The organism is Cryobacterium sp. M96 (assembly GCF_002929845.1).
GTDB classification, from domain to species: Bacteria; Actinomycetota; Actinomycetes; order Actinomycetales; family Microbacteriaceae; genus Cryobacterium; species Cryobacterium sandaracinum.
This window is the reverse complement of sequence record NZ_PJJS01000040.1, coordinates 61,705-78,854: the sequence shown is the minus strand read 5'-3', so window position 1 is coordinate 78,854 and position 17,150 is coordinate 61,705. Positions and strand designations below refer to the sequence as shown.

Sequence of the window (17,150 nt, the reverse complement as noted above, 5' to 3'; positions counted from 1 at the left end):
GCTGTTTTTCTGTGTGACTAACGCGTATATCATCCTGTCGAGCGAATCTGCCGGTGGCAAGGGTTCATGCAAACCGTTATCGTCGCGGTCGGGCACGGGGTCACTGGCCGACCGAATATCACTCGATCGCGCCTACAATAGGGGTAATGCCTCGTCTGCTGCTGGAGTTCTTAGACAACATCGACACAAAAAAACGGGGATGTCTCAGATTCACCCCGAGAGGTTCACCCTCGGGGCCGCTCATCCGCCGCGACGACGCCGGAAATTCTCGGTGCGCGCCGCGCTGCTGGCGCCGTACGTATCGGATCAGTAAAACTCCTGTCCTGCCTTGACATGACGTCATCGACTCGCCGGCAGGTTGCGAATAATCGAGATTGGAATCAATACCATGGCACGCACAGAAAACGGAAAAGTCGCACTCGTTACCGGTGGTGGACAGGGGATTGGTCAGGCCATTGCTGAGCGACTCCACGCTGACGGCTTCAAGGTCGCCATCGCCGACCTGAACCGTGCGACCGCAGGCGCAGTTGCCGAATCCCTGGGAGGCAAGGAGGGCGGAGCACTCGCACTGCACGTCGATGTCTCCGACCGAGACAGCGTGTTCGCCGCGGTCGAGCAGGCTGTCACGGAGCTCGGGGGCTTCGACGTCATCGTCAACAACGCCGGCATCGCCCCCACGTCTCCAATCGATGACATCACCCAGGAAAGCATCGCAAAAATATTCTCCATCAACTTCAACGGCGTGGTGTGGGGCATTCAGGCAGCCACCAAGGCGTTCAAAGAGCTCGGCCACGGTGGAAAGATCATCAGTGCTGCGTCCCAGGCCGGTCACGTCGGGAACCCCGGCATCGCGTTGTACTCGGCCACCAAGTTCGCCATTCGTGGCTTGTCCCAGACAGCCGCCAAGGACCTGGCCCAATTCGGCATCACGGTCAACACCTTCGCCCCCGGCATCGTGAAGACGCCCCTCATGGAGGAGCTCGCGAAAAAGGTGGCAGCCGACGCGGGCCAGTCGGAAGAGTGGGGCTGGGATCAGTTCACGAACGGCATCGCCCTCGCCCGCCTGTCCGAAGCGTCCGAGGTCGCGGGGGTCGTTTCGTTCCTGGCTGGCCCCGACTCCGGCTACATCACCGGACAGTCGATTCTGGTCGACGGCGGAATGGTCTTCAACTAAGCAGAGGACGAAACTGACTCTCACCGGCCCGGCGACTGGCCGCACTGAGTATCCCGGGCGCGCCGGACATCCGTCCCCCATCGCCCCGCTCGCCCGGGATGGGCCGCGCCGAAGTTCTGGCCTAGGCTGAACGAAGACCGCCGGTTGGCTCTGACCGGTTGAGCCGGCCCCGACTTGGGCGGCAGGTCGCCGACACGTGCTCGGTCGCACCCTTCCTGCCCCGCAGTTCTCCCTGTGCTCGCCAGAGCGGGTGAATCGTCGCCATGGCGCGCTCATACCGACGATCCACCAGCTCTCGCGGCCCTGAACCGGATCGGTAACATGTCCCAATTACGTTCGTTGCGTGGTCCCCTGCTGGTGGTCGTAGCGGCGGCTGCCCTGCTATCGAGCGGATGCGCTGCGGCGAGTCCCGTCGCCGCGCCCAGTGCCGCGCCGGGCGCGAGCGCCGGCACGGGTGGAGGCTACCCGATGACGATCGACAACTGCGGCACCGACGTGACCGTGGAGGCCGCGCCCGAACGGATCGTGACGATCAAGTCGTCGACGACCGAGCTGCTGCTCGCACTGGACCTCTCCGATCGCATCGTGGGCTCGGCGTTCCTCGACGGCCCGCTGCCGGCATCCCTCGAGAAGGCCGGCGCAGGCCTGTTCGTGGTCAGCGACTTCGTGCCCGGCCGGGAGGCCGTGCTCGGACTCACGCCCGACTTCGTCTACGGCGGCTGGGAGTCCAACTTCTCGGCCGAGGGCGTGGGCGAACGCCAGAGCCTCACCGACCTCGGCATCGGCAGCTACGTTTCCCCCGCCGCCTGCAAGGGCGAGGGCTACATGCCTGACCCGCTCACTTTCGACTCCGTGTTCGCCGAGATCACCGAGGCCGGCGCGATCTTCGGCGCCGAAGAGGCCGCGGCCGACCTGGTCGCCGATCAGCAGAAGACCCTCGCGGCCCTTGACCCCGCCGCCGCGGACACCACCGCGCTCTGGTATTCCAGCGGCACCGACACTCCCTACGTGGGCGCCGGCATCGGCTCGCCCAACATGATCATGGCGGCCGCGGGCCTGACCAACGTGTTCGCCGACGTGCAGGACACCTGGACCTCGGTGGGCTGGGAGTCGGTCATCGAGGCGAACCCGAGCGTGATCGTGCTCGTCGACGCCACCTGGAACACCGCGGAGTCGAAGATCGCGAACCTCGAGACGAACCCGGCCACGCAGCAACTCGACGCCGTGAAGAACCAGCGCTACATCGTGCTGCCGTTCGCGGCCACCGAGGCCGGCATCCGCAACGTCGAAGCCGCCGCGTCAACCATCGAACAGCTCGACGCGCTCGGGTCGACGACGGCCGGCTAGCGACCGGCGCCAGAGCACGACGCACGACGCTGGACACGCCAGGACAGCACCAACGGGACAGACACGACGGAACAGGCGAGGCAGGTGGATCGGGTGGATCGGGTGGAGCTGCAGCAGCCGGAACGCACGGCGGCCCAGAGCCGTCGCGTGGCCGGGCGCGCGCGCTACCTGGGCTGGCTCGCCCTGTCGGTCCTGGCCCTCGTGCTCACGGCGGGGCTGGCCGTGACCATCGGTCCGGCCGACGTGAGCCTGACGGATGTCGCCGCGAGCCTCGCCGGGCACCTCGGCCTGCCGGGCGCCGCCGGGGTGGCCCCGCTGACCGACTCGATCGTGTGGCAGCTGCGCCTGCCGCGCGTTCTGACCGCGGCCGCTGTCGGTGCGGGGCTCGCGCTCTGCGGCGCGGTGATGCAGTCGGTGACCCGCAACCCGCTGGCGGACCCCTACCTGCTCGGGCTGTCGAGCGGGGCCTCTCTCGGCGCGGTCTGTGTGATCGTTCTCGGCGTCGCGGTGGCGCTGCCGGCCGCGGCGTTCCTCGGCGCGCTGGCAGCCCTCGTCGCCACGCTGAGCATCGCGCGCGTCGGCAACACGATCACGCCCGGGCGCGCGGTGCTCTCGGGCCTGGCCATCGCGCAACTGGGTGCGGCCGGCACGTCCTTCATCATCTTCTGGGCAGCCAAGGGCGACTCCTACCGGGAGATCCTCAACTGGCTGCTGGGCTCGCTGGCCGGCAGCTCGTGGTCGAGCGTCGTCATCTCGGGCACTGCCCTCGTGGTGGTCGGCGCCGGGATCGTGCTCTCGGCCACCCGTCTGGACGCGTTCACCTTCGGGGACACCGCCGCGGCATCCCTCGGCATCAACGTCAACGGCACCCGGTGGATACTGCTCGGCGCGGTGGCGCTACTGACCGGCGCCATGGTGGCCGTGAGCGGGGCCATCGGCTTCGTCGGCCTGATCCTGCCGCACCTGGTGCGCGGCCTGAGCGGGCCCGGCCACCGCCGCCTGCTGCCGCTGACCGTGGTGCTCGGCGCCCTGTTCCTGATCGTGGCCGACACGGTCGCCCGCACGGTGTTCGACCCCCGCGAGCTGCCCGTGGGCATCATCACCGCGCTGATCGGCGTGCCCGTCTTCATCGTGCTGATCAAGAGCAGAAAGGCCGCCGCATGGTCGTGATCCTCGACCGGGTGTCGTTCCAGGTCGACGGCACCCCGATTCTGACCGATGTGTCGGCGGTCGTGCCCACGGGCGCAGTGACCGGCCTGCTCGGACCCAACGGGGCCGGCAAGTCCACCCTGTTGCGCCTGATCGCAGGGCTGGAGGCACCGGATGCCGGCGGCGTCGAACTCGACGGAGCGCGATCCGGCAGAGGGTCCGGTCTGTCGCGGCGCGAGACCGCCCGGCGGGTGGCGCTGCTCGAACAGAACGCCGCGCCCAGCGTCGACCTCACGGTGCGCGAGGTCGTGCTCCTCGGCCGGATCCCGCACCGCAGCCGGGTGCTCGGCAGCTTCGGCGGCGACGACGACCACCGGGTGGCCGAGGAATCGCTGGCCGTGGTCGGCGGCAGCGACCTCGCCGACCGGGCGTGGCATACGCTCAGCGGCGGCGAGCAGCAGCGCGCGCAGATCGCCCGAGCGTTGGCGCAGCGGCCGAGTCTGCTGCTGCTGGACGAGCCGAACAACCACCTCGATGTGAGCGCCCAGATCGGGCTGCTCGGGCAGGTGCGCGGGCTCTGCGCGGGCGCGGCCGGCACGGGCCTGACCGCGATCATGGCCCTGCACGATCTGAATCTGGCCGCCGCGTTCTGCGACCAGATCCTGCTGCTGCACCACGGGCGACTGGTCGCGGCCGGCACCCCCGAGGCGGTGCTGCGGCCGGCGACCATTGCGGAGGTCTACGGCGTGGACTGCGACGTGATCCCACATCCGCGCGGCGGGCATCCGGTGATCGTGTTCGCTCCATCCTCGACGATTCTGGCCTTCCCGCCTCCCCGTGAACCCGAAGTCACCCAGCACGGAAGAGCGCACAGATGACGACCATCACCGTTCTGGCCGGCGGCATCGGCGGCGCCCGGTTCACCCGCGGGCTGCTGAAGCACCTGGCGGAAACCGAGCCGGAGGCGACGGTGACGGTGATCGTGAACACGGGCGATGACATGTGGCTGGACGGGCTGCGCATCTGCCCGGACCTCGACACCGTGATGTACACCCTCGGCGGAGGCATCAACGAGGAGCAGGGTTGGGGGCGGCCCGAGGAGTCCCGCCGCGCCTCCGCTGAGATCGCCGCCTACGGGCGCGGCTGGTCCTGGTTCACGCTCGGCGACCTGGATCTGGCCACCCACATCGTGCGCAGCGACCTGCTCCGGAACGGCTCCACGTTGAGCGAGGCCACCGAGTTCCTCTGCCGCCGCTGGCAGCCCGGGGCGCGCCTGCTGCCGATGAGCGACATCCCCGTCGAGACACATGCCCGACTGGCTATGGATGCCGATGAGCACCGGGCCGGCGAGCTGATCCACTTCGAGGAGTGGTGGGTGCGCTACCGCGCCGGCGTTCCGGCGACCGAGTTCGTGCAGGTCGGACTTGAGTCCGCAGTCCCCGCGCCGGGCGTCGTCGACGCCATCATGACGGCCGACCTGGTGATCCTGCCACCGTCGAACCCGGTCGTTTCGGTCGGCACGATCCTCGCCGTACCGGGCATCCGGGACGCCCTGCGTTCCAGCACCGCCGCTGTGGTCGGCGTCTCGCCGATCATCGCGGGCGCGGCCGTGCGCGGCATGGCCGACGCCTGCCTGCACACCATCGGCGTCGAGACTACGGCCGAGGCCGTGGGCCTGCACTACGGCTCCCGCGCCGCGGGCGGCGTGCTCGACGGGTGGCTGGTGGACGAGACGGATGCCGGCGCGCTGCCGGCGCTGGCGGCCGCCGGCATCCATTCGGTCGCCGTGCCGCTCTGGATGCGGGATGCCGCGACAACCATGCGGCTCGCGGCGGATGCGCTCGCCTTCGCTCGCGGCACCCACTCCGTCGTCTGAGCGGCAGTAGCACAGCCGCGGCAGCTCCATCCATGGCGGCAACAGTTTCGACTCCCTGCCGCAACGGGCGTGCACGTAACCTCGGAGATTTTTGCGACACGCCGCTCACGGCGCCCTGGGGTGACCCGGCGTTTCGCGAAAAATCTCTGACTGTAGCGACGCGCCGATCAGCGCGCGGCGGCCGACCCCGGGGCCTCGACGACCAGGAGGGTGTGCGGCCCGAGACCGAGCCGCTGCGCCACCGCAAGGTCGGCGGCGGTATCGACGTCGTGACGGATCGAAACGGATGCCGCCAGCACGAGCGGCACATGGCCGGCGGCCTCATGGGCGGCCCGAGACCCAACCCCGAACCGAGGCTCGATCGGGACTCCGGCGAGCGCGAGCAGAGCCGTGGTGCCGGTTCCGGCCGCGTCGGGCACCAAACTGCGATCGTGCGCGGCGGCGAGGTGCAGAGTGCGCTCGACATCCGCGGGCGTCAGCGCCGGCAGATCGCCGGTCAGCACGGCTAGGTTCGCCTCCGGAAATGCCCCGCGGGCAACCATCAGTCCCTGCCGGATTGCCGCGTTCAACGGGTCTGCGGGCAGGATCGATTCGCGCACCGGGGCCTCGCGCACGATGTCGACCCCGAGCTCGGCCAGCCGACCCGAAAGTTCACCGTCGCCCGTGACGACCAGCACCCGGTCGACACCATGCGCCGCCAGCAGGGCCGCGACCGTGTCGAGAGCGAAGGCATCCGCCAGCCCGGCCCGATCGGGCCGCTCGCCCAGCCGGCTCTTCGCCCCGGGGTTGCCCTTGACGGGCACGATCGCCACCCAGCTCATTCGGTGACGGAAACGACGGATGCCGCGTCGACGGCGGCAGCGGCCAGCCCCGCCGTGTACCCCTCCGAGAAACCCTCGGAGTGCGCCTCGGCGCTCCCCAGCCGGAACATGTCGTTCTCGCTCGGCCGCAGCAGCCGGGTCGCTCCGCGCGCATCCGCGTCGTCGGGCTCGCCCACGAGGCGACCGAGCCCGCGCACGACCGCGACCGGGTTGCCGCTGGTCTTGCCCTTCACCAAATCGGCCGCGCCGGCGATCTCATCTGCGACCGCGGCGACGGTCACGTCGAGGCGCCGGCCGGACGCATCGGTCGTGCCGCGCAGGTCGTCGAGAACCGTGACTCCGGCGGCTCCGATCACGATGTCGGTCTGGCCCTCACGCCACGGGCGCCCGACGGTGTCGGTGATCAGCACGCCGAGCCGCAGGCTGGTGCGTTCGTGGAGGGCTGCGCAGAGGGCGCGCGCGGAGGCATCCGGATCGACGGGAAGGAGCAGCACGAACCCGTCGGGGGTGTTGCTCGCGTCGACGCCGGCCGCCGCCATCACCAGGCCCTGGCGGTTCTCGACGATCCGCGTCATCCCACCGGGAAAGGCGCGGGTCGCGACGACCCGCACCGTCTCATCGGTGATCGCCTGTTCCCGATCGGCCGCCCGCACCTGGCGGCCCTCGGCCTTGGACACGATCTTGCTTGTCACCGCGAGAATGTCGCCGTCGCGCAGGCGGCTGCCTGCCGCGTCGGCGATGAGCGCAGCGAGGTCTGCGCCGGCCTCGACCTCACCGATGCCCTCCAGCACGAAAACGTGCAGGCCGGTTGGTTCTGGCACCACTAGCGCACGAGCTTCGGCAGCACGGACGCGCCGAAAACGTCGATCCACTGGCGCTGGTTGCGGCCCACGTTGTGCAGGTAGATGCGGTCGAAGCCGAGGTCGACGAACTTCTGGATGTAGGCCCGGTGGTCGTCGGGGTCGGCTGAGATGATCATGCGGCCCTCGAAGTCCTCGGGGCGAACGAGTTTGGCGATCTGCTCGAATTCGAACGGTGAACGGATATCCCCCTTCGGGAACTTCATCCCGCCGTTCGGCCACTCGACCAGGGCGTTCCGCATGGCCACCTCGTCGGTTTCGGCCCAGCTCATGTGCAGCTGCAGCACCTTGGGCATAGCGGCCGGGTCCTTGCCGCCATCCCGGGCGCCGTCGTCGAACTTGCCGAACAGCATCGAGATCTTTTCCAGCGGGGCTCCGACCGTGATCAGGCCGTCGGCGTGACGCCCGGCGCGCTTGGCCGTGACCGGGCCGGCGGTGGCGACGAGAATCTCCGGGGCCACCTCGGGCATGGTCCAGAGCCGGGTCGACTCGAGCTTGTAGAACTGGCCGGAGTGCTTGACGTCCTTGCCTGCGATGGAGGCGGTGAACAGCTTGGAGATGATCTCAATGGCCTCGAACATGCGATTGATGCGCTCGGGGGCTTCCGGCCAATACTGGCCGACGATGTGCTCGTTCAGAGCTTCGCCGGAGCCGAGGCCGAGCCAGTGCCGGCCGGGGTACATCGAGGCGAGCGTCGCGGAGGCCTGCGCCACCATCGCCGGGTGCCACCGGAAGGTGGGCGCGGTGACGCCGGGCCCGAGGTCCCCCTTCGTGCGCTCACCGATCGCCGCGAGCACGCTCCAGACGAACGAGGACTCACCCTGGGCGGGCACCCACGGTTGGAAGTGGTCGGCCGCCATCACCCCGGTGAACCCGTGTTCCTCGGCGTAGGCCGACAGGGCCACCGCCTCCGCGGGCGCGAACTGCTCCAGCATCGCCGCGTAGCCGATCTGCAAATCCGTCATGGGTACCGCCCTGCCTTTCGTTGTGGTTCGATCCTGTCACTCCCGGCTCCGAGAACTCCCCTCCCCACTTAGAAACGCCCGAGCGGCATCCGTCAAATAGGCTGGAAGCATGCGCATCGCCACCTGGAACGTCAACTCCATCCGTGCCCGAGTCGGCCGGGTCGTCGACTGGATGGTGCGCGAGGACATCGACGTGCTCGCGATGCAGGAGATCAAATGTAAGCCTCCGCAGTTCCCGGCGCAGGCGTTCAAGGACGCCGGCTACGAGCTCGCCGTCCACGGCCTCAGCCAGTGGAACGGCGTCGCGTTCGCCAGTCGCCTCGAGATGACGGATGTCGCCACCGGCTTCCCCGGCATGCCCGGCTTTCTGAAGGGCCAGGAGGGTCCCGGCCTCCCGCTCGAGGCCCGGGCGCTCGGCGTCACGGTGGAGGACCTGCGGTTGTGGAGCCTGTACGTTCCGAACGGACGCAGCATCGACGACCCGCACTTCGCCTACAAGCTGGACTGGTTGGAGCGCCTGCGCGCGCACGCCCGGGACGAACTGGCTCGCGACCCGCACCTGGCCCTCGCACTGATGGGCGACTGGAACGTGGCCCCATTCGAGCGTGACATGGGTGACCCGAGCTTCGTTCCCGGCAAATCCACTCACATCTCCGAGCCCGAGCGGGCCGCGTTCCGCGCGTTCGAGGCGGAGGGCATCTTCGACGTGGTGCGCCCGCTGGCTCCGGAGGGTTACACCTTCTGGGACTACAAACAGCTGAGGTTCCCCCGCAACGAGGGCATGCGGATCGACTTCATCCTCGGCTCCCCCGCGTTCGCGGATCTGGTGACCGCGGCGAGCATCCACCGCAATGAGCGCAAGGGTGATGCGCCGAGCGACCACGTTCCCGTGGTCGTGGAGCTGGCCCTCGAGGGCGAAGACGACGACCGCCCGATGATCTTCTAACCGGCGCACCGAGCCGGAAACGTGCCGGCAACGGCGCGTGCGAGCGCGGCGGCGCTACTCGCACAATGACTTCCATACCCTGGGGGCGCCACAAGATCGCCACAAGCGCGCCACAAGCGCGCCCAGCGACCTCCGTCACCGTCTCCGTCACCCGCCGCGTCGAGCCGACCCGCATCTCTGAGGCCACGCGCTGGGCTCAGCGGGGCCAGGAGCTTCCTGGTCATGCCCCAGATCACCCGGATGCTGCGCCCCTGGCTGCGACGGCGGCCCCCGGTGTTAGATGAGTGAGTCCGAATCGTTTGGTTGTGTCGCTTTCGCAAGGTCAGAGCTGACCGCACCGAGTGGCCTCGGTTCATCGAAGGCGGAACGCTGTGCCCGGCGTCGAACCAATTCGACGGAGATTTTTGGTCAAGCACCCGTTTTTGAACCGAAACACGCTTTCTAAAGCAAAATCTCCGTCGAATTCGTTCGGAACGAGGCGCAGGGCCTCGGACTCAGCTCGGCCGGCATTCCCTCGCTTTGTGGTCCGGAGCCGTGTTCGGCTTCGAGCGATCGATGTCGTGCTCGGCCATCGGCCGGCCGGCCGCTAGATCGGGGCAGGCAGCGCCGCGACGGCCACCACCGCGAACAGCTTCGCAGCGTCCAGCCGGAGACGAACCGGCCGAAGATGTAGGCACCACCGGCATCACGACCCCCTTGATGACGGATGCCGCCGCCACGCGTTTGCGCGCCGATCCCGCCTTGAGCAGGCGCTCCCCGTGCAACGACATGCCGAACGCCAGGAGCAGCCGCACCCAGCATGGTTTCAGCCATCGGAGTGTGAAAGAACACCCGGTTGATGGCCAGCCCGGCGCCGACGCCGATGATGCCGAGGAGCGCGACGAGACAGCCCACCAGGATCACGAATCCGATGACGGAGAAGCCGACCAGAGCACCGCCCACGCGACGAGCTTAGGGAGGCTGGAACCGAGAGTTTCCCAGCCACAGCCGGGCACCGCCCGATAGTCTTACCCTCCTCATGGACCCTGATAAACCCTCGCCCATCCAGCCACGCCTCGACATCCTGCGCCCGAGTCTGAGAGGGCCACATGCTGTTTGAGTGGGCGATGGTGGGGGTCGGGCTTCTCCTCACCGTCGGAACGGGCATCTTCGTCGCCGCCGAATTCTCCCTGGTCACCCTGAACCGCAACGAGCTCGAGGCCCGGCAGGAACGCGGCGAGAAACGCCTCGGCCCGACCATCAAGGCCCTGAAGATCACCTCCACGCACCTGTCCAGCGCGCAGCTCGGCATCACGCTGACCACCCTGCTGACCGGGTTCACCTTCGAGCCCGCCATCAGCTCGCTGCTGACCGGGCCGCTCACGGGCGCCGGCGTGCCCGAAGGACTCGTGCCGCTGCTCGGCACCATCATCGCCATTTCGCTGGCCACCCTGTTCTCCATGGTGATCGGCGAGCTCATGCCGAAGAACTTCGCCCTGGCCGTGCCGCTGGCCACGGCAAAGATCGTGCTGCCCCCGCAGGCCCTGTTCACCGCCGTATTCAAGCCCGTCATTCTGCTGTTAAACAACACCGCCAACGCCCTGATCCGCCTGGTCGGCATCGAGCCGAAAGAGGAACTCTCGGGTGCCCGCAGCGCCGAAGAGCTCAGCTTCCTCGTGCGGCGGTCGGCGACGGAAGGCGTGCTCGACAACGACCACGCGGCCATGCTGCACCGCACGCTGCGCTTTGCCGACCACACGGTCGACGACGTCATGACCCCCCGGGTACGGATGTCCTCGGTCAAGGTCACCGACTCTGCCGAGAGCATCCTGGCCCTGTCCACGGCCACCGGCTACTCCCGCTTCCCCGTGATCGACAGGGATTCCGACGACATCGTCGGGGTGCTGCACGTCAAGGCGGCCTTCGCCGTCGAGCTGGCGCAACGCGACCAGGTCACCGCCGACGAGCTGAAGGTGGAGGCACTGCGTGTGCCCGAGTCGATGGCCGTCGACACGCTCCTGGGCCTGCTGCGCAGACAGGGCTTCCAGATCGCGGTCGTCGCGGACGAATACGGCGGAACGGCCGGCATTGTCACGCTCGAGGACCTCGTCGAAGAACTCGTGGGCGAGCTGGAAGACGAGCATGACCGGGCGAAAGCCGGCGTCATCCGTTCGGGTCGTTCTGTGGTGTTCGACGCCGGCTGGCGGCCGGACGAGCTGTTCGATCGGACGGGCGTCACGGTGCCCGAGGACGGCGACTACGAGACCGTCGCGGGCTTCATCGCCGATCAGCTCGACCGCATTCCCGAACTCGGCGACGAGGTCCCCGTCGACGGTGGCATCCTGCGGATCGACCGAGTCGATGGCGTGCAGGTTCAGCGCGTGCGCTACACCCCCGAAGACCCCGAGCACGATCCGAGCCTGGCCACCAGACACGACCGAATCGTCACCCGAATCCAGAAGGACCTGACCCATGAGTGAGTACTGGCCGGGCCTGATCTGGCTCGTCGTGTTGTTGACCGTCAACGCGTTCTTCGTGGGCGCCGAGTTCGCCGTGATCTCGGCCCGCCGGTCGCAGATCGAGCCGCTCGCCGCCCGCGGCAACAAGGCGGCGAAGACCACCCTCTGGGCGATGGAACACGCGACCCTGATGCTGGCGACCAGCCAGTTGGGCATCACCGTGTGTTCGCTGCTCATCCTGAACGTGTCCGAGCCGGCCATCCACGGCCTGCTGGAGTACCCGCTGGCCCTGACCGGACTCTCTGAGCGCGCGATCAGCGTGATCGCCTTCGCGAGCGCGCTCGCGCTCGTGACGTTCCTGCACGTGGTGTTCGGCGAGATGATGCCCAAGAACATCTCCTTCTCCGTGCCCGACCGCGCCGCGCTCATCCTGGCGCCGCCGCTCGTCCTCGTCGCCCGCATCTTCAACCCGGTGATCGTCAGCCTGAACTGGCTGGCGAACGGGGTGCTGCGCCTGTTCAAGGTGCAGCCGAAGAATGAGGCGACCAGCGCATTCACCCTCGACGAGGTGGCCGGCATCGTGGAGCAGTCCACCCGCGAGGGTCTCCTGACGGATGCTTCGGGCACCCTCTCCGCCGCGTTCGAGTTCACCTCGAAGCGAGTCTCCGACGTGGAGGTGCCGATCGGCTCAATGGTCTGCCTGCCGGCATCCGCGTCACCCGCCGACATCCAGCGGGCCGTCGCCCAGCACGGCTACTCCCGGTACATCCTCACTGACGTCGACGGGCAGCCCACGGGCTACCTGCACCTGAAAGACGTGATGGACCTCACCTCCGGGAGCACGTTCACGGAGCCGGTGCCGGCCAAACGCATCCGTCGCCTGGCCTCCGTGTTCCGGGGCAGCGAGCTCGAGGATGCCCTGGCGTCAATGCGGCGCCTCGGTGCGCATGTCGCCACATCGTTCGACGCTGACGGAGTCGCCACGGGCGTTCTGTTCCTCGAGGACATCATCGAGGAGCTCGTCGGCCAGGTCGATGACGCCACCACCGTGTAGGTGACAACCGGGGCGCGGATGCCGCGTGGAATGTCAATGGGTGCCCGTCACGTGTGTCTCATGACGCCCTCATTCATTCAAAGGCCTGATCGGTGTCTCGCATGGTCTCGAGTCCGTCGAGCATGAGGTCGAGCCCGACCAGGAATTCATCCCCATAGGAGTATCCGGGCTTCAAGACGTGGTCGGCCGTGAGTTCAGCCAGGTACGGGTACTCGCTTGTGGGCAGCTGCGCCAGCATGATCGCGGCCATCGCTGCCGTCTCTTCCGGCGTGGTGAAGGGCAGGCTCTTCTCCTGCATCGCGAACCCGTAGATATAGCTGTCGACAGCGGAGAACGCGTGGGCCGTCTTCGCGATCGAGAAACCGCCGTTGCGGAAGGTTCCGATCACCCGGTCGTGGTGCCGGAGGGTGCCCGGTCCCGGGTTCGTTCCGGAGTCACGAACGGTCGTAGCCCAAGCATGACGGGCGAGGACATCCCGGAATGAGATCGAGCGCTTTCGGATTGCCGGCTTCCACTCATCGCTGTGTGACGGCAATTCGATCTCGCTGAAGATCGCATCGGCCATGGCGTTGATGAGGTCATCCTTGTTGGCCACGTGGTTATAGATCGACATGGCCTTCACGTTCAGGTCCTCGCCCAGACGCCGCATCGTGAGGGCTTCAAGCCCCTCAGTGTCGGCAAGGCGAACGGCGGCAGCGATCACCCGCTCGCGGTTCAAACGAGCTCGGGGTGCGGGTGCTGCTTCACGTGCTGCTGCCAAGTCTCTCTCCCGCACTCATATCCGTTGACAAACCTTACCACGTACATATATCTTACTTACAACATAAGCATACATCGTAAGTTTTAGCCACAGATGCAGTAAGGATACGAGCCATGACCACTCACCTCCACCCCGCGCCCAGCGCCACAGCGCCGGCTGCCACACTCAACCCCTTCCGCTGGTCGCAGCGAACCGGAGCGCTCGTAACGGGCACCGCCCTCACGGCCATGGTGTTCCTCTCGATCTTTGGTTATTTCATCGCCATCAACGGCCTCGTGACCGCCGGTGATGCGGAAAAGACGACCGATGCAATTTCCGCCTCGCCGGCGCTGTGGCTCGCCGGAATCGGCGCGCTGTGTGTCGTCGTCGTGCTGGACGTCATCGCCGCCGCCGGCACCTACGCGCTCTTCAAGCCCGTCAGCCGTGTCGTCTCCGCTCTTGCCGGGTTGATCAGAATCGCTTTCGCCGGGTGGTTCATGGTCGCCCTCAGCCGGCTCGTGGTCGCCTTCAACAACCTCGACACCCCGGAAGTCGCGCTGGCCGACATCGACTCGTTCTCGTCGATCTGGAACACCGCCCTGGGCCTGTTCGGGGTGCATCTCCTCCTGATCGCCTATCTGTCGATCCGCTCCGGCTTCATGCCGAAGGTCTTTGGAATCCTGATCGGTCTCGCCGGCATCGGTTACATTGCCGACCTCATCGGCCTGGTGGTGGCACCCGCTTTCACCCCGACCTTCGGCCTGTTCGGCTTCGTGGGCGAGACCGCCATGATCTTCTGGCTGCTCATCGGGGGACGACGTCTCCCGCGTTCCTAACCGCACCCGACCTCGCCCCGAACTATGCCCCGCTCATCCAGCCCAACATCACCGCCGGCGACCGGCTGACGTTCTTGTCGCGAATACATTGGTCATAAGCGTGCGGGTTGCGACCGCGGGATGACGAGTCCACCAAGCGCTCAGTGCGGAATACCCTCGCCAGGCGAGGATACCCACCGCGAAGGAGGCAAGGGTGGCGAGCAGCGGTCCGTCGTTCCCGAAAAGCGGGAAGACCTGCCAATGGACGAGATATACGAACAACGAGGCCGAGGCCGTGACGCTCAGCACCGGCACCAGAATCCGCGGGAGGGGCACGGCCGGAAGCCAGAGGAGAAGAAGCAGTCCCGCTATCGTGGTCGCCTCGCGGGCCGGGTCGCCGAAGAAGCCCGGAACGGAGAGCACGACGACCGCCGAGCTCAGCACCCGCCGCGTGACGTTCGTGGAACGTGCGATGAGCCAGCCGAGAGCGATGAGCCAGAGCACGATCGGCAGCGAATACCGTTCGGTCGGCCCGGCCTCGACCCCTCCGGTCAGCAGCAGGCGAAGCAGAAGCGCCCCCGCAAAGAAGGACGCCGCGAAGACGAAGGGGTATCGGCGCTCGATCCGGTCGAGCTGGGGCACGCAGAAGAGAAGCGCCAGGCCGAGGATCGTCCACACGACGGATTCCAGGAACCAGTACTGCCATTGCACCGTCCAGCGTTCGTCGCCGCCGAGCAGGTTGTGCAGCATGAAGACCGTCGCGGGTTCGTACATCCCTCCAATCAGGCCAACTCCACCGATCCACAGCACGGCCGGGACGAAGATCTGGACGGCGCTGCGCAGAAGCTTCCCGAGCCGCATCGGCCGAGGTACATCGGCGAACTGGAATCGGGCCAGGTTGTAGCCCAGGATTCCGAGCAGCAGGTGAGCACCGCCCTGTATGTGGAAGAGGTTGGCGTGCGTCCCAGTGATGAGCGCGATGGCGATAGCCCGCAGCAAGACGGATGTCTCCATGCGCGCCAGCGACCGTCGGGGTCGCGCCCCGGTCGGTGCGGTTCGGCGGTTGGCCAACTCCCGGGCCGATTTCGCGGGCCAGTCCCTGGGGAGCGTGCCGAGCATCTGCTCGAGCCGCACCGAGACCTCGACGTAACTGAGCGAGTCGCCGTGCAGCGCGACGAAGCTGTCGTCCAGGACCGCATCCGGGCGGTCGAGGAGGGTTGCGTAGAGCGCCCGAATATTCTCCGCCGTCACGGTCCCTCTGCGATCCACCAACGGGGCTTTGCGCTCGAGGAGCGCCGCCTCCCGGAGCAGGCTCGCGGTGTCTGGCTTGCCGCTGGACGTCAGGGGGAACTCCTCGACAAGGTGCACCCGGACGATGTGATCGGGCAAGCCAAGCGCCTCCGCGACGATCGGCGCGACGAGCCCGAGGGCCCACCGCTCTCGCACGAAGACCACAAGGCGTTCCTCAAGGTTCACCGCCCTCGCTTCGACACCGTCGTCGTCAAGGAGCCGTTCGACCCGGTCGAGGTCGATCCGCAGGCCGTATATCTTGACGAAGCGACTGCTCCGCCCGACGATTTCGAAGAGTCCGTCGTCGTGCTGGCGGGCTAGATCGCCGGTGCGCAGATCCCCCACTGTCGGTCCAGCGGCGAGTTCCTCCGGGCTCTCCGCGTATCCCATCATGACGTTCGGCCCGGTGTACACGAGGTTACCGACCGAGTGCTCGTCGGCGTCGTCGATGCGGAACTGCCCGCCCGGTATCGGGATTCCGATGGATTCAGGCCGGGTCGCCGCCAACTCCGGCGGCAGGTAGGCCATCCGTGCGGTCGCCTCTGTCTGTCCGTACATGACGACGAAGTCGAATCCACGTTCTTGCCCCAGCCGGGCGTAATCGCGCACCCGGTCGGGGCCGAGCCGGCCGCCGGCCTGAGTGATGTAGCGCAGGCTCGAATGTTGGCGCCCAGCGAATCCGGTCGAATCGAGAAGGTCGAAGGTGTAGGGAACGCCGGCGAAGGAGGTGGCCCCTGCCGCGTCGAACTCGTTCCAGAATGCAGACTCGACCACAGAACGCTCGGTGAGGAGCAGGCTCGCCCCGGAGATCAGGTGGCTGTTCACGACTGAGAGGCCGTAGCAGTAGTGCATCGGCAGGGTTGTGGCCGCCCGGTCCTGCTCGGTCAGGGCGAGGTAGTCGGCGATGCTTCTCGCGTTGCTGCGCACATTCTCGCGTGACAGCCGAACGAGTTTCGGCGATCCTGTCGAGCCCGAGGTGCTGAGCAGCAGTGCCAGCTCAGGGTGCAACGTGTGCCGGCTTCCCTCGCGTCGCTCATCCAGACGCCATTCGCCGCCGACGGGCGCCAAAACCACGTCGGGGTCGTAACGCTCAAGGAGCCCGTTCCTGTTCCGCTCCTGGCTCGGCTCGTCCCCGTCGCCTGCGACGAGGAGAACTGGATGCCCCGCCGCGAGCGCGGCGAGATAAGTCACCAGGGGCTCCAGGGCGTTCGCGCACGACACCATGACGAGTCGGCGGCCGTCTCCCAATAATTCACGCCGGTCACGGACAAGTTCGTCCAGTTCGGCGTAGTTTATGGTTCCATTCGCGGTCACGAGGGCAGTCGCGGACGGATCGCCGGAGAGGAGTCGGAGGGCCTCAAGACCGCCCATCGGGTCGCGTCGGGTGCTCCTCAGTGGTTCTACCGCGCATATCCTTGCGGGCGGGAATGCATCGTATGTTTTGTCGGTGCGCACGGCTGTCTCTGGTCGAAGTTTGCCCCCGCAGTCACACTGAGGCAAGGCTAACCTTAGTTCACGAACCCTGTGGATGGACCGGCAAACCTGCGACGAGGAAGTCGTCTCTCCGAGACCGAATCGGATGACCGACACGCACCCGGCCTTGTCTACATGACCAAACCTCATTACTGTCCGCTCCGAACCACCAATGATCAACGGGAATTCCTCGTTGACCGCTG

15 protein-coding genes are annotated in these 17,150 nt (G+C 67.3%); 9 read left to right on the top strand and 6 right to left on the bottom strand.

What is annotated here, in order from left to right; genetic code table 11:
• The first annotated feature begins 388 nt into the window (after nt 1–388).
• From CXY79_RS05235 to cofD, 5 genes are all read left to right on the top strand, one after another.
• Nucleotides 389–1,174 carry a (S)-acetoin forming diacetyl reductase gene (locus CXY79_RS05235; RefSeq protein WP_104100090.1) on the top strand — a complete coding sequence of 262 codons (786 nt, stop codon included), beginning with the start codon at nt 389–391 and terminating at the stop codon, nt 1,172–1,174.
• Nucleotides 1,175–1,495: 321 nt separating this feature from the next.
• The gene (locus tag CXY79_RS05230; RefSeq protein ID WP_104100089.1) at nt 1,496–2,521 is read left to right on the top strand and encodes a putative F420-0 ABC transporter substrate-binding protein; all 1,026 of its coding nucleotides are present in this window, start codon (nt 1,496–1,498) and stop codon (nt 2,519–2,521) included.
• 147 nt (nt 2,522–2,668) lie between these two features.
• On the top strand, nt 2,669–3,691 hold the full coding sequence (locus tag CXY79_RS05225) for a putative F420-0 ABC transporter permease subunit (protein ID WP_104100110.1): 1,023 nt from the start codon (nt 2,669–2,671) through the stop codon (nt 3,689–3,691).
• The gene (locus CXY79_RS05220) at nt 3,682–4,548 is read left to right on the top strand and encodes an ABC transporter ATP-binding protein (RefSeq protein WP_104100088.1); all 867 of its coding nucleotides are present in this window, start codon (nt 3,682–3,684) and stop codon (nt 4,546–4,548) included. Before CXY79_RS05225 ends, CXY79_RS05220 begins: the two co-directional genes overlap by 10 nt.
• Nucleotides 4,545–5,546, top strand: a complete 1,002-nt coding sequence (cofD, locus tag CXY79_RS05215) for a 2-phospho-L-lactate transferase (protein WP_104100087.1) — start codon at nt 4,545–4,547, stop codon at nt 5,544–5,546. Before CXY79_RS05220 ends, cofD begins: the two co-directional genes overlap by 4 nt.
• A 167-nt stretch (nt 5,547–5,713) precedes the next feature.
• On the opposite strand, the gene cofC is transcribed toward cofD, so the two are convergent.
• Genes cofC through CXY79_RS05200 form a run of 3 tightly spaced genes read right to left on the bottom strand, consistent with a single transcriptional unit; the run spans nt 5,714 to nt 8,192 of the window.
• Nucleotides 5,714–6,367, bottom strand: a complete 654-nt coding sequence (gene cofC, locus CXY79_RS05210) for a 2-phospho-L-lactate guanylyltransferase (protein WP_104100086.1) — start codon at nt 6,365–6,367, stop codon at nt 5,714–5,716.
• On the bottom strand, nt 6,364–7,188 hold the full coding sequence (cofE, locus tag CXY79_RS05205; protein WP_199186728.1) for a coenzyme F420-0:L-glutamate ligase: 825 nt from the start codon (nt 7,186–7,188) through the stop codon (nt 6,364–6,366). Before cofE ends, cofC begins: the two co-directional genes overlap by 4 nt.
• A 2-nt stretch (nt 7,189–7,190) precedes the next feature.
• Complete coding sequence (locus CXY79_RS05200) at nt 7,191–8,192, bottom strand: TIGR03557 family F420-dependent LLM class oxidoreductase (protein ID WP_104100085.1); 1,002 nt, start codon at nt 8,190–8,192, stop codon at nt 7,191–7,193.
• 109 nt (nt 8,193–8,301) lie between these two features.
• Here CXY79_RS05200 and CXY79_RS05195 point away from each other — a divergent pair, with 109 nt between their 5' ends.
• Complete coding sequence (locus CXY79_RS05195) at nt 8,302–9,138, top strand: exodeoxyribonuclease III (protein ID WP_104100084.1); 837 nt, start codon at nt 8,302–8,304, stop codon at nt 9,136–9,138.
• Between the two features lie 441 nt (nt 9,139–9,579).
• Here the strand turns inward: CXY79_RS05195 and CXY79_RS15640 are convergent, their stop codons facing one another.
• Nucleotides 9,580–10,080 carry a hypothetical protein gene (locus tag CXY79_RS15640; RefSeq protein ID WP_146068090.1) on the bottom strand — a complete coding sequence of 167 codons (501 nt, stop codon included), beginning with the start codon at nt 10,078–10,080 and terminating at the stop codon, nt 9,580–9,582.
• A 149-nt stretch (nt 10,081–10,229) separates the two neighbouring features.
• Here CXY79_RS15640 and CXY79_RS05185 point away from each other — a divergent pair, with 149 nt between their 5' ends.
• Complete coding sequence (locus CXY79_RS05185) at nt 10,230–11,597, top strand: hemolysin family protein (RefSeq protein ID WP_104100108.1); 1,368 nt, start codon at nt 10,230–10,232, stop codon at nt 11,595–11,597.
• The gene (locus tag CXY79_RS05180; protein WP_104100082.1) at nt 11,590–12,630 is read left to right on the top strand and encodes a hemolysin family protein; all 1,041 of its coding nucleotides are present in this window, start codon (nt 11,590–11,592) and stop codon (nt 12,628–12,630) included. The genes CXY79_RS05185 and CXY79_RS05180 overlap by 8 nt, the downstream gene beginning before the upstream one ends.
• Nucleotides 12,631–12,703: 73 nt before the next feature.
• Here the strand turns inward: CXY79_RS05180 and CXY79_RS05175 are convergent, their stop codons facing one another.
• The gene (locus CXY79_RS05175) at nt 12,704–13,390 is read right to left on the bottom strand and encodes a TetR/AcrR family transcriptional regulator (protein WP_199186727.1); all 687 of its coding nucleotides are present in this window, start codon (nt 13,388–13,390) and stop codon (nt 12,704–12,706) included.
• Between the two features lie 113 nt (nt 13,391–13,503).
• Between CXY79_RS05175 and CXY79_RS05170 the strand changes: the two genes are divergently transcribed.
• Nucleotides 13,504–14,205, top strand: coding sequence for a DUF4386 domain-containing protein (locus CXY79_RS05170; protein ID WP_104100080.1), 702 nt, complete (start codon nt 13,504–13,506; stop codon nt 14,203–14,205).
• Nucleotides 14,206–14,253: 48 nt separating this feature from the next.
• Here the strand turns inward: CXY79_RS05170 and CXY79_RS05165 are convergent, their stop codons facing one another.
• A complete protein-coding gene (locus tag CXY79_RS05165) occupies nt 14,254–16,845 on the bottom strand; it encodes an AMP-binding protein (RefSeq protein WP_369827936.1) in 2,592 nt (863 codons plus the stop codon).
• Between the last annotated feature and the right edge of the window lie 305 nt (nt 16,846–17,150).

What these genes read in the sequence shown, in the direction of transcription:
- CXY79_RS05235 (WP_104100090.1), top strand. Translation starts at nt 389, where the DNA reads ATGGCACGCACAGAAAACGGAAAAGTCGCACTCGTTACCGGTGGTGGA.
- CXY79_RS05230 (WP_104100089.1), top strand. Translation starts at nt 1,496, where the DNA reads ATGTCCCAATTACGTTCGTTGCGTGGTCCCCTGCTGGTGGTCGTAGCG.
- CXY79_RS05220 (WP_104100088.1), top strand. Translation starts at nt 3,682, where the DNA reads ATGGTCGTGATCCTCGACCGGGTGTCGTTCCAGGTCGACGGCACCCCG.
- cofD (WP_104100087.1), top strand. Translation starts at nt 4,545, where the DNA reads ATGACGACCATCACCGTTCTGGCCGGCGGCATCGGCGGCGCCCGGTTC.
- cofC (WP_104100086.1), bottom strand. Translation starts at nt 6,367, where the DNA reads ATGAGCTGGGTGGCGATCGTGCCCGTCAAGGGCAACCCCGGGGCGAAG.
- CXY79_RS05200 (WP_104100085.1), bottom strand. Translation starts at nt 8,192, where the DNA reads ATGACGGATTTGCAGATCGGCTACGCGGCGATGCTGGAGCAGTTCGCG.
- CXY79_RS05195 (WP_104100084.1), top strand. Translation starts at nt 8,302, where the DNA reads ATGCGCATCGCCACCTGGAACGTCAACTCCATCCGTGCCCGAGTCGGC.
- CXY79_RS05180 (WP_104100082.1), top strand. Translation starts at nt 11,590, where the DNA reads ATGAGTGAGTACTGGCCGGGCCTGATCTGGCTCGTCGTGTTGTTGACC.
- CXY79_RS05170 (WP_104100080.1), top strand. Translation starts at nt 13,504, where the DNA reads ATGACCACTCACCTCCACCCCGCGCCCAGCGCCACAGCGCCGGCTGCC.
- CXY79_RS05165 (WP_369827936.1), bottom strand. Translation starts at nt 16,845, where the DNA reads ATGGGCGGTCTTGAGGCCCTCCGACTCCTCTCCGGCGATCCGTCCGCG.